Origin of the sequence: Flavobacterium paronense (assembly GCF_030409795.1) — a bacterium.
Lineage (GTDB): Bacteria > Bacteroidota > Bacteroidia > Flavobacteriales > Flavobacteriaceae > Flavobacterium > Flavobacterium paronense.
Genome location: NZ_JAUFQN010000019.1, coordinates 2,587,985 through 2,599,163 on the forward strand (window position 1 = coordinate 2,587,985; position 11,179 = coordinate 2,599,163).

General features: G+C 35.2%; 13 protein-coding genes and 2 tRNA genes. 4 read left to right on the forward strand and 11 right to left on the reverse strand.

Features of this window, described 5'->3' with window-relative positions; all coding sequences use genetic code 11:
* Positions 1-30: 30 nt before the first annotated feature.
* A tRNA-Leu gene (locus QWY90_RS12450) sits at positions 31-112 on the reverse strand.
* Between the two features lie 112 nt (positions 113-224).
* On the opposite strand from QWY90_RS12450, the gene QWY90_RS12455 reads away from it, so the two are divergent.
* Both QWY90_RS12455 and QWY90_RS12460 read left to right on the forward strand, forming a co-directional pair.
* Positions 225-1,613: a dipeptidase gene (locus QWY90_RS12455; protein WP_290286282.1), complete on the forward strand. Its 1,389-nt coding sequence runs from the start codon at positions 225-227 to the stop codon at positions 1,611-1,613.
* Positions 1,614-1,909: 296 nt separating this feature from the next.
* Positions 1,910-3,010 carry a DUF4407 domain-containing protein gene (locus QWY90_RS12460; RefSeq protein WP_290286283.1) on the forward strand — a complete coding sequence of 367 codons (1,101 nt, stop codon included), beginning with the start codon at positions 1,910-1,912 and terminating at the stop codon, positions 3,008-3,010.
* Positions 3,011-3,167: 157 nt separating this feature from the next.
* On the opposite strand, the gene QWY90_RS12465 is transcribed toward QWY90_RS12460, so the two are convergent.
* Genes QWY90_RS12465 through ruvC form a run of 5 tightly spaced genes read right to left on the reverse strand, consistent with a single transcriptional unit; the run spans position 3,168 to position 6,375 of the window.
* Positions 3,168-3,533: an MmcQ/YjbR family DNA-binding protein gene (locus QWY90_RS12465; RefSeq protein WP_290286284.1), complete on the reverse strand. Its 366-nt coding sequence runs from the start codon at positions 3,531-3,533 to the stop codon at positions 3,168-3,170.
* A 4-nt stretch (positions 3,534-3,537) separates the two neighbouring features.
* A complete protein-coding gene (locus tag QWY90_RS12470; protein ID WP_290286285.1) occupies positions 3,538-3,939 on the reverse strand; it encodes a GNAT family N-acetyltransferase in 402 nt (133 codons plus the stop codon).
* Positions 3,936-4,688 carry a cyclase family protein gene (locus tag QWY90_RS12475; RefSeq protein ID WP_290286286.1) on the reverse strand — a complete coding sequence of 251 codons (753 nt, stop codon included), beginning with the start codon at positions 4,686-4,688 and terminating at the stop codon, positions 3,936-3,938. Before QWY90_RS12475 ends, QWY90_RS12470 begins: the two co-directional genes overlap by 4 nt.
* Positions 4,688-5,821, reverse strand: coding sequence for a radical SAM family heme chaperone HemW (gene hemW, locus QWY90_RS12480; RefSeq protein ID WP_290286287.1), 1,134 nt, complete (start codon positions 5,819-5,821; stop codon positions 4,688-4,690). The genes QWY90_RS12475 and hemW overlap by 1 nt, the downstream gene beginning before the upstream one ends.
* Positions 5,821-6,375 carry a crossover junction endodeoxyribonuclease RuvC gene (ruvC, locus tag QWY90_RS12485; RefSeq protein WP_290286288.1) on the reverse strand — a complete coding sequence of 185 codons (555 nt, stop codon included), beginning with the start codon at positions 6,373-6,375 and terminating at the stop codon, positions 5,821-5,823. The genes hemW and ruvC overlap by 1 nt, the downstream gene beginning before the upstream one ends.
* Before the next feature lie 25 nt (positions 6,376-6,400).
* Here ruvC and QWY90_RS12490 point away from each other — a divergent pair, with 25 nt between their 5' ends.
* Positions 6,401-7,324, forward strand: coding sequence for a hypothetical protein (locus QWY90_RS12490; RefSeq protein WP_290286289.1), 924 nt, complete (start codon positions 6,401-6,403; stop codon positions 7,322-7,324).
* A complete protein-coding gene (locus QWY90_RS12495) occupies positions 7,315-8,448 on the forward strand; it encodes a glycosyltransferase family 2 protein (protein WP_290286290.1) in 1,134 nt (377 codons plus the stop codon). The genes QWY90_RS12490 and QWY90_RS12495 overlap by 10 nt, the downstream gene beginning before the upstream one ends.
* A gap of 77 nt (positions 8,449-8,525) precedes the next feature.
* On the opposite strand, the gene QWY90_RS12500 is transcribed toward QWY90_RS12495, so the two are convergent.
* From QWY90_RS12500 to trxA, 5 genes are all read right to left on the reverse strand, one after another.
* Complete coding sequence (locus QWY90_RS12500; RefSeq protein ID WP_290286291.1) at positions 8,526-9,002, reverse strand: hypothetical protein; 477 nt, start codon at positions 9,000-9,002, stop codon at positions 8,526-8,528.
* Between the two features lie 4 nt (positions 9,003-9,006).
* Positions 9,007-9,405, reverse strand: coding sequence for a hypothetical protein (locus tag QWY90_RS12505; RefSeq protein WP_290286292.1), 399 nt, complete (start codon positions 9,403-9,405; stop codon positions 9,007-9,009).
* 229 nt (positions 9,406-9,634) lie between these two features.
* Positions 9,635-9,708: transfer RNA gene (locus QWY90_RS12510), tRNA-Asp, on the reverse strand.
* Between the two features lie 84 nt (positions 9,709-9,792).
* Entirely contained in the window at positions 9,793-10,719 is a 927-nt protein-coding gene (locus QWY90_RS12515) for a DUF58 domain-containing protein (protein ID WP_290286293.1), read from the reverse strand.
* Between the two features lie 89 nt (positions 10,720-10,808).
* Positions 10,809-11,126: a thioredoxin gene (trxA, locus tag QWY90_RS12520; protein WP_290286294.1), complete on the reverse strand. Its 318-nt coding sequence runs from the start codon at positions 11,124-11,126 to the stop codon at positions 10,809-10,811.
* Between the last annotated feature and the right edge of the window lie 53 nt (positions 11,127-11,179).

Consider the following 11,179-nt stretch of genomic DNA (forward strand, 5'->3'; position numbering starts at 1 on the left):
AAAAAGCCTCAACATTTGTTGAAGCTTCTGTGCGGGTAATAGGACTCGAACCTACACGCCTTGCGGCACCAGATCCTAAGTCTGGCATGTCTACCAATTTCACCATACCCGCTAAAATTGTGAGTGCAAATATAAATATAATTATGGATTATAAATTATGAATTATGAATTTTTTTAAAAGTCTTTTTTAGTAAATTTGAATCAATTAATTACTAACAACTACAATGGACAATATAAAAAATTACGTTAAGCAAAACAAAGAACGTTTTATCAATGAATTAATCGAATTATTAAAAATTCCTTCTGTAAGTGCCGATAGTGCTTATGCTCACGATGTAATTGCTACTGCCGATGCGGTAAAAGTTTCGCTTGAAAAAGCAGGTTGCCAACATGTAGAAATTTGCGAAACTCCAGGATATCCAATCGTTTTTGGTGAACATATAATCGACAAAAACCTACCAACCGTTTTGGTTTACGGACATTATGATGTGCAGCCACCAGACCCAATGGAACTATGGACTTCACCACCTTTTGAACCCGTAATTAAAGTTACAGAAATCCATCCCGAAGGCGCTATTTTTGCCCGCGGTTCTTGTGATGATAAAGGGCAAATGTATATGCATGTGAAAGCATTTGAATATATGATTGCCAACAATTGTCTTCCATGCAATGTAAAATTCATGATTGAAGGTGAAGAAGAAGTTGGGTCAAAAAGCTTAAGCTGGTTTGTAGAAAGAAATCAGGAAAAATTAAGCTGTGACGTGATTTTAATTTCGGATACCGGAATGATTTCTAACCAACAACCAAGCATTACAACCGGTTTACGTGGTTTGAGTTATGTTGAAGTTGAAGTTACCGGACCAAATCGCGATTTACATTCCGGATTATATGGCGGAGCTGTAGCTAATCCTATAAATGTATTGACCAAAATGATTGCTTCACTTCATGACGAAAACAATCACATTACAATTCCGGGATTTTATGATAAAGTAGAAGAACTGACTGCAGCCGAAAGAGCCGAAATGGCAAAAGCACCGTTCAGTTTAGAGAATTATAAAAAGGCATTAGATATAGAAGATGTTTACGGAGAAACAGGTTATGTAACCAACGAAAGAAACTCCATTCGACCAACGTTAGACGTTAACGGAATTTGGGGCGGATACACTGGCGAAGGAGCAAAAACCGTAATTGCAAGCAAAGCGTATGCAAAAATCTCAATGCGTTTGGTGCCAAATCAGGATTGGGAAGAAGTAACCGAATTGTTTTCTAAACATTTTACAAGCATAGCACCAAAATCGGTGAAAGTAAAAGTTACGCCACATCATGGTGGACAAGGTTATGTAACACCTATTGATAGCATCGGATACAAAGCAGCTAACAAAGCGTATACTGAAACATTTGGAGTTCCTGCAATTCCTGTTCGTTCGGGTGGAAGTATTCCGATTGTAGCGTTGTTTGAAAAAGAATTGAAATCAAAAACCATCTTAATGGGATTTGGATTAGACTCAGATGCAATCCACTCGCCAAACGAACATTTTGGAATATTTAATTATTTGAAAGGTATTGAAACGATTCCGTTGTTTTATAAATATTTTGTGGAGTTGAGTAACTAAATTATCCTGAACAAACTGCATTATTTAGTACTGTTTCAATTGATGCGTATGAATTGATTGATTCATGCGTATGATTTGATTGATTCATACGTATCAATTGAATGATTCATACGGACAAATCTTTTCAATGTTGCTTATGAACTATTTTGTTTGTAAATTATGTTATTTGCTGTATGCTAAAAAAAGTAAAACCCGCTCTAAACAAGCGGTTTTTTTATTAAATATCAGCACCTTACAATAAACTTCAACTTTTGGCGTTATATTTGTATAATCATCATCAATCAAAATTAATCATCATGTTAAAACGTTTTTTCCTCCTATGTTCAGGTGCCGATAGTGACATCGTGAACTCCTGCTCCAACGGCGAGCAAAACAAATATGCCGGTATTGGTGCTACCGTTTTCTTTACAGCAGTTATGGCATTTATTGCCGGTAGTTATGCACTCTACACTGTTTTTGACAATCCCTATTTAGCCATTGGTTTTGGTTTAGTCTGGGGATTTCTAATTTTCAATCTTGACCGGTTTATTGTTTCTACCATAAAGAAAAGAGATAATTTTCTGGATGAATTCATTCAGGCTTCACCGCGAATTGTATTGGCGATTATTATTGCTATTGTGATTTCAAAACCTTTAGAAATCAAAATTTTCGAAAAGGAAATCAGCACTGTTATATTAAAACAGAAAAACGAAATGGCGATTGCCAATAAAAATCAGGTTGCCAATTATTTTAAGACTGATGTCGATAAAAACAAGGCCGAAATGGATAGTTTAAAATCGGGCATTACCAAAAAAGAAAAAGAAGTTGCCAATTTGTATCAATCTTATATTACAGAAGCAGAAGGTTCAGCAGGAACGAAGAAAATGGGGAAAGGCCCAATCTATAAAGAGAAACGTTCTGCTTTTGATTTGGCTTCAAAACAGTTGGATTCCTTGAAAATAAACAACACTAAAATCATTGTCGATAAGGAAGCCAGAGCGAAAACACTGCAAACCGATTTAGATAAAAAAGTCACCGAAACGCAACCTATAATTGATGGCTTTGATGGTTTAATGGCACGAATCAATGCTTTAGGAAAATTGCCTTCGATTCCTTCGCTGTTCATTATGCTGTTATTTTTTGCTATTGAAACATCGCCAATCATTGCTAAATTATTATCGCCAAAAGGAGAATACGATTTCAAGCAGGAAGATTTAGAAATGGGAATCAAAAATGTGATTTCGCAAAACCGTTATCAAAGCGAATTGCAAAAGAAAACCGATGCTGAAATTTATGATAAAGTCTACGCCGATATTCGCGATGACAAGGAATTATACAACTACAAAAAGAAAGGCGCCACCGAATTACTAAAACTTCAGGCTGATGGTTTTGTAGAAAAGCAGAAGAAATCTATGTAAATTTAACCGCAAATTACGCAAAGTTTTTTTGCAAGGTTCGCAAAGTTTTAAAAAATAAAGCCCAATATGTATAAAGTATTGGGCTTTTCCTTGCGGTCTTAGCGGATATCATTGCGCGCTTTGCGGTTAAAAAAAACTTATACAATTTCCTAAAAAATCAATTTTCAAGAATTTCGTTTTGAAGTTTTTTAGTCAAACTTTTAAATACCAAATCATAGGATTGATTGATAAGTTCACACATCATTTTATCGGAAACATCACTGTTAAAATCAACGGTTATCCAATGTATTTTACTCATGTGATAACCTGGATTTATGGCTTCGTATTGTGCGCTAAGTTCAGCATTATTTTCTGGTTCGCCTTTTAGGTTCAAAGCCGGTGTTCCTTTTTCCCATTCTTTTAATGACGTCAGGCAAAACATTTTTCCTCCCACTTTAAATACCAATGTATCTTCATCAAACGGGAAGTGTTCCGTTACTGCTTTTTTAGATAAGCAGAATTCGTAAAGTTGTTGGATGTTCATACTCTTATTTTATTACTTTCTCCATCATTTTCTCGGGATGGGCCAATGGTTTGAATCCAAATTTCTCATATAAAAAATGGGCGTCTGAAGTTGCTAATCGCCAGATTTTAACTTGATTTAATTGTGGTTCTGTCATCATCGCATCAATCAAAATGGAAGAATAGCCTTTTCCGCGATGTTTTTCATCAATAAACACATCCATTAAATACGCAAAAACCACATAATCAGTAACTACTCTGGCAAAACCAACTTGCTCATCATTCAAATAAATTCCGAAGCAAAACGAAGCATCAATTGTTGTTTGGACCTCATCAATTGTTCGTCCGGCTGCCCAATAAATATCCTTCAAAAAGTTTTGAATGAATGGAACATCGAGTTTGCTTTTATCTGTGGAAACGGCAATCATATTTTATACAAAATCGGTTTACTTGGTGATGCATCATTTTCAAAAGAAGCTATTTGTAAATTCAAAATATAACGTCCATCTAAAATGCTATCATCTACAAAAATCATTTCGGTAATCGTGCAATCCAATCGTGCATCTGCATTGAGTTTATTGACATCTTTCACATTCCAAAAGGCTTTGTGTGCCAATAACCTTCCTTCGTCTTCTTCCCTATCTACACTTGGTAAATCAATCAGCAAATGTTTGATACCGCTTTTGCGAATAAAAGTAGCTGCTTCTTCTAGTAAATAAGGTGGATTAGTTTTGGAATAGTTTTTATGTTTTTTACTTTCTAAATTGGGTAATGTTCTGATGACAATAGCTTCGGGAGTTTTATCATTTAATGCTCCTTCGATTTGTTTCTTGGTAATTGCTAAATCACTCCCAATAGTTTCCGGTTCAATTGAAATCAATTCGGCTGTAAAGAAAAACTGTTTCAGACATTGATTGATACTGTAGAATTCGCGTGTAATGTGTCCGAGACATTCGGTGTGCGTCCCGTGTCCGTGTGGATTGAAGAAAATGTTGTTAAAATTAGTAGAACTTCCTTCCGAAACTTTTCCAATCCAATCACCAAAACGAACGGGTTCAATAACTGGTTTTTCAATATACCAAGCAATCGGATTTGCATCTGTATTGGTCAACGGAATAGATATATCAATAGGTTTTGATAAGTCGATTTCGAAGGTGTTGTTGATTAGTGCTTTCATTACTCCAAATTTAGCAAAAACAAATCACTTGCAATTCCGTCGCTCAAAAACTTACCACTTTTGGTGGTTCTCAAAATATTGTCATCAATAAAAAGCAAATGATCTTCGATATATTTAGCAGCTTGTTGGTTAAGATAATCCAAATAGTTTTTGCCAAATTCACGCTCAATTCTGTCTAAAGATATGCCCCAAATGGTTCGCAAACCCGTCATTACATATTCGTTATAACGGTCAGTTTTGGTTAAGGTTTCGGTTTCTGAAGGCAATTGGTTTTCAGCTATTGATTTGAGATAAAGTGAGTTATTAGAAACATTCCAACTTCGGAAAATTCCATTATAACTATGCGCTGACGGACCAATGCCGATGTATTTTTTACCTAGCCAATAACTCGAATTGTTTTTGGAGAAATAATTCTCTTTACCGAAATTGGATAGTTCGTAATGAATGAATCCGTTTTCTTCGAGCTTGTCAACCAATAAATGAAAATGATCCTGAGCCACTTCATCATCAGGCTGCGAAATGATTCCTTTTTGGATAAAAGTATGCAAAGCTGTTTTGGGCTCGACTGTTAACGCGTAACTCGAAATATGCGGCATCTTAAAGGATAACGCGGTTTCTATATTCTTAAGCCATTTCTCATTGCTCATCCCGGGAACTCCGTATATCAAATCGATGGAAATATTATCAAAATATTGCGTTGCTGTTTCAAGACATTTTTTGGCTTCCTCCGAATTGTGTGCTCGGTTCATCAGCTTCAAATCATCTTCAAAAAAAGATTGAATTCCAATGCTTATGCGGTTAATGCGGTTATGCGATAATTCGGTTATTCGGGTTTCCGTTAAATCATCCGGATTGGCTTCAACGGTAATTTCAGGATTTTCAATGACTTTATAATTTTGATAAACAGAGTCAATCAACATTCGGATATCTGCAATCTCCAATATTGAAGGCGTTCCACCACCAAAGTAAATCGTTTCGATAACTTCATCTTTAAACTCGTCTTTACGCAATGTTATTTCATTGGCTAGAGCCAAAACCATTTCGTCTTTTTTCTTCAAGGAAGTCGAAAAATGAAAGTCGCAATAATGACAGGCTTGTTTGCAGAAAGGAATATGGATGTAGATGCCCGACATTATTTTTTTACGCGTTCCTCATTCTGTTTTACAAAAGCATCCCAACCGCTATAACTTTTTGCACCAGTTACTTTTCCGGAATTGAAAAAGTGACAAACTGCCGCAGCTAAACCATCCGTAGAATCTAGGTTTTTGGGTAATTCTTTTAAACCTAAAAGCTGTTGCAGCATTTTGGCAACTTGTTCTTTACTGGCGTTTCCGTTTCCGGTAATGGCCATTTTTATTTTCTTGGGCTCGTATTCGGTAATGGGAATTTGGCGAGACAAACCCGCTGCCATTGCCACACCTTGCGCTCTTCCGAGTTTAAGCATTGATTGCACATTCTTTCCAAAGAACGGTGCTTCAATTGCAATTTCGTCAGGATGATGCGTTTCTATAAGTTCGATAGTGCGTTCGAAAATAACTTTTAGTTTGGTGTAATGATCATCATATTTGCTCAAAATCAATTCGTTCAACTGAATGAATTCCATCTTTTTGTTTACGACTTTTATCAACCCAAAGCCCATAATGGTAGTTCCGGGGTCAATTCCTAATATGATGCGTTCGTTTGCCAACTTTAATTTTCGTTATTTTGCAACAATGATTACAATTCCACACAAAGCTAAGCAATTCATCGTTTTTCTAATCAAACTTTTGGTTGTAACTGCTGCTTTTTATTTTATCTACGACCAATTAGCCCATAACGACAAACTCGACTGGAAGAAATTCACAAGCTTGGTTAAAGAAAAAGCAAGCATTTGGGGAGTTCTGTTTTTACTTGCCTTCAGTTTTGCCAATCGTTTTCTTGAAATTCTGAAATGGCAGAATCTGGTTTCTTTTTTAAAACCCATTTCTCTTGGCGAATCGACTAAGCAAGTTCTCGGAGCATTAACTGCTGGGATATTTACGCCAAATGGTCTCGGAGAATATGCTGGAAAAGCATTGTATTTTGAGCAAAAGAAAACTAAGAAAATCATTTTTCTAAATCTAATCTGTAACGGAATTCAGATGATTTTAACGGTTATTTTTGGAACTATTGGACTTTTATTTCTCGGTTATTGGAAATGGGCACTGGGAATAACCGCTTTATCTTGCCTCTTGCTTCTTGCTTCTTTTCTCTCCAAGAGCATTAAGATTAAAGGCTATTCCATAGAAAAACTCATTGACAAAATCAATGAAATCCCAAAACGAATTCATCAAAAGAACAACCTTCTCGCACTTTGCCGTTACTTGGTTTTTTCGCACCAATACTATTTTTTATTTCTCGCTTTTGATGTAGATTTACCTTATCTAACGATGATGGCAACCATTGCAACCGTTTATTTTTTGGCTTCGTCCTTACCTAGTTTTCAGTTTTTAGATTTTGCTGTTAAAGGAAGCGTGGCCGTTTTTTTCTTGGGGAAATTGGGTATAAACGAATGGATAGTTATTTTTATTTCGACCTTGATGTGGTTTTTAAATGTGGTTCTACCTGTCGTTATCGGAAGTTATTATGTACTTAAATTCAAACCAAAATGGGAATAGTTTCAATTGTTTTTCTAGTTATTTTATTGGTGTATGTCTTTTTAATCATCCAATTGATTTTTGGATTTAATAAAGTAAAATCTTTTGAAGTAACCGATTTGAATCCGAAAACTGCTTTTACAATTGTTGTTCCTTTTCGGAATGAAGCCAAAAATTTACCTAAGCTTTTAGAATCGATTTCTAATTTGAATTATCCTCCTAAATTGATTGAAATTATTCTTGTTGATGATTTTTCGACAGACAATTCGGAACGCGTTTGCATTCAGTGGCGAATGAAACACGAGCATTTAGACACGACACTTCTGGAAAACCTTATTCTTTCCGGTTCCCCAAAAAAAGACGCTATCGGAAGAGCGATGCCTATTGCAAAACACGATTGGGTTATTACTACTGACGCTGATTGTGTTGTGAATAAAAATTGGTTACTAACCTTAGGCAATTATATCCAAACAAACAATCCAGAACTGATTGTTGGCGCTGTAATGTATAAAGCCAAAAACAACTGGTTTCATCATTTTCAGCAGTTGGATTTGATGAGTTTGCAAGGCGTAACTATTGGAAGTTTTGGCATTGGAAAACCCTTTATGTGCAACGGAGCTAACTTTGCTTACACAAAGAAATTTTTTGCTGAAATTGGTGGCTTTGGAGGCATCAGTGATACTGCCAGTGGCGATGATGTATTCTTGCTACAAAAAGCGGTCAATGCAAATCTGGAGAAAGTTCATTATTTAAAAAACCGTGACTCAATAGTAAAGACAAAACCGGAAAACGATTTGTTCAAGCTCTTTATGCAACGTGTTCGTTGGGCAGGAAAATCTACAGGTTATAAAAGCAGTTATGGGAAGTTTTTGGCGGTTATTGTTTTGCTGATGAACCTTAGTTTGGTTGTTGGTTGTTGGTTGTTGGTTGTTGGTAAAATTGACTGGAGAGTAATTCTTTGTGTATTTACTGTGAAATATTTGGTTGATTATATTATGCTTTACAAATCGAATGCCTATCTCAGAAACGGAAAGTTTTTTGTGCCGATAGCTAGTAGCATTATTTATCCTTTTTTCTCTAGTTTGGTTGGAATTTATTCGTTGTTTGGAAGCTTTACCTGGAAAGGAAGAAAATTTTCCAACTAGCCCGGATTGAAACGGCATCCTTTTTCTTTTTTTAAGAAAAAGATATAGTGGAAAGCCGGAAACAGCTCCTAATTATTTTACTCTGATTTAATAATCACTGGAAGAACAAATTGTGTTTTTACCGGAATGCCTCTTTTAATTGCGGGATTAACTTTTGGGAAATCAACTAACCGAACATGAAGAATGCTATCGATTTTAATAGTGTCGTAGGCTACTGAATCTTTTGGAAATTGCGGCTCGAATTCCATAGTTGAATTTGGAAGAACCGTCACTTTTACTTCAATCGTATCCAGTTTTGGAAACATCATTGAAAGTGTGTCAACATCTAATTTTTGTTGAATAGTGTTGGTTAAAAATTCGAAAAAACATTGTTTGCGTTGGTTTGCATCTGTGAGTTTTTCACAATCGGTCACTGATGGATATTCATCCACTTCATTCCAATTGATTTCCTTGATTTGTTTGTCTAACAACTCTTTTTCATTCGGCACTTTGTTTTCAAAGTATTGGCACGATTGAAGCAGTATCAGCGCAACTATTGGCAAAAGTTTTTTCAAGATTTTACTTTTTGGAATTTAAATAATCAGCATAACTTTTATCAAACCATTCTTGTTTGGTTCGCATTGCTTCTTCTTTTTGATCTTTATATAATAGTCCGAGCTTTTCTGAATATATGGCAATTTTGATGGTATAGGTATAAAATTCTTCTTGTGTTAGTTGCAACGATGCGTCTTTTTGTTTTTTAAAGAAATCGAAAAATAAAGCGTCAAAATCGTTCTTGTCGTAAGAACGAACTTCTTTTTTATACTTTGTATAGAGTGTTTCTTTTAGTTGAGCATCTGGATCGTTAGTGCCATTTTGCTTTGTCTGTTCGCTTATGTTAGAGTCCTGTGCAAAAACATTGTTTGTTGCAACAAAAAAAAAGAAAGCAAAAACGGTTGTTTGTATTATTCTGTTCATAATAGTTCAAAAGTAATAAAAAAAATGAAAGTATCTAAAAGCAAAAAAGCCATCCACAATAAAGTGGAAAGCTTTTCATTGGTCTAACTACTAAACCGCGCTACGAGTTACAAAGTCGTAGCAAACAACACAACTAATTTTGAATGACTCACATAATTTTGTGAATGCATTTCATTTACTTTTTTGGGCAAAAAAGCACTTTGTTTCCAAAGTGCTCTTCCCAATTTCGCGGTCTGGACGGGACTCGAACCCGCGACCCCATGCGTGACAGGCATGTATTCTAACCAACTGAACTACCAAACCTCTGCGTTATTGCGGTTGCAAATATACAATCGTTTTTCAAATCTGCAACTATTTTTTTGAAAAATAAACGAGTAAAAAACAATTCTATCCAAACAGTTGCTTTTCAACTAAATAAGTAGTTAAAATCTTCTCAAAATTTTCTTCTACAGCGACAGGAACGTACTTAATTTTGTTTTGAGCACAAGTCATGGCTAATGTTTTGAAGTAATTATTAACCTTTTCTTCGTAGGCATCTTTGACAGTATCGGCAAAAACATTTATGGTTTCTCCCGTTTCTAAATCGATGAACTTTCGAGGTGTATTATCAAAATTGAAATTAATTTCTGTTTTTTTATCAATAACATGAAAAACGACCACTTTGTGTTTGTTGTGTTTTAAATGTTGCAAAGCGTTGAAAAGTGCGTCATTTTTACCTATTTGAAACATATCAGTAAACAAAACAATCATAGAACGGCGATGGATTTTTTCGGCAATTTGATGCAAAAATGTAACTGTATCTGTGCTTTTTGAAACTTTAGGTTTTTCTAAAAGTTCCTCCAGTTTATTCAAAATCATTCGGTGATGACGATCGCTTCCTTTTTCTGGAGCATAATATTCATAAGTGTCCGAATAAATGCTTAAGCCAACAGCATCACGTTGTTTTTTTAATAAATTCATCAAAACTGCCGAAGCTAAAACCGAAAAACCAATTTTATTATGATAAAAAGGTTCGTCATTTTTTAGCTTTGGATAATACATCGAAGAAGAATTGTCGATAATTAAATGACAACGAAGATTGGTTTCTTCTTCATATTTTTTGGTATATAACCTATCAGTTTTGGCAAATAATTTCCAGTCGATATGTTTAGTGCTTTCACCAGAATTGTAGACTTTATGCTCTGCAAATTCGGCAGAAAAACCATGAAACGGACTTTTGTGCATTCCCGAAATAAAGCCTTCGACAACTTGATTGGCAAGCAATTCAAGATGCTTAAAACCGGAAACAAGTTCTTTTTGTTCTTCAATCTTCATAAGTCAAATATAAAGGGAAATTTCTAAACTAAATCATAAAAAAAGGCTCAACTTTCGCTGAACCTTTTAAAATTATTTTAGACTATTGATTACAAAAGTGCATCAATAGCATCAGTATACGTTTTCTTTGGAGCAACACCAACCTGACGACCAACTACTTCTCCGTTTTGGAAAACCAAAACCGTTGGAATGTTACGAACACCGTATTTCGCAGCAAACTCTTGATTAGCATCTACATCAACTTTACCTACTGTTGCTTTTCCTTCATATTCTGTTGCGATTTCGTCTATAACAGGTCCAACCATTCTGCATGGTCCACACCAAGCTGCCCAAAAATCAACCACTACAGGTTTACTTGATTTTAATACTACTTCATCAAAAGTAGCATCTGTTATTGCTAAAGCCATATTTTATTTTATTTTAAAATTAGAGTATATATTGAAGGCAAAATTAGACATTT